Annotated in this window: 1 protein-coding gene; it reads left to right on the top strand. The window is 30.0% G+C overall.

The window, feature by feature from the left end; genetic code table 11:
• The coding region (locus SB775_RS27785; RefSeq protein ID WP_410864368.1) for a hypothetical protein at positions 1-366 on the top strand (366 nt) is incomplete at its 5' end.
• Between the last annotated feature and the right edge of the window lie 7 nt (positions 367-373).

Below are 373 nucleotides of genomic sequence, written 5' to 3'. Positions count from 1 at the left end.
GATAAAATCTTGGTTGATGCCAATACCTTAGCAATATTATCTGAAGCTGGTGCTTTGACTTTACTAGATTCTTTTAAGGAAGTTCTAATACCGTTTAACGCAATAACAATTATTAAGAAAAGACAATCAGAAATTATGAGAAGTGCTTCAAAAAATATTCTTACACATATAAACGAATCATTAAATATTAGAGAGGTTCCAGTTGATGTGCGAATTAAAATTAAGTCAGATTCGAGTCAATTGTTGCCAGATGATATTCTTGACTGTATTGCATTATCTGAACAACTAAAAGTACCTTTTTTAAATACAGAAATCCTTGTATACAGAGAGTTCAACCCCAGATACTTAATTGATATCAATACGTAAATTCATT

It is taken from the genome of Peribacillus sp. SIMBA_075 (assembly GCF_046534585.1).
This window is presented reverse-complemented; position numbering and strand designations above follow the sequence as displayed.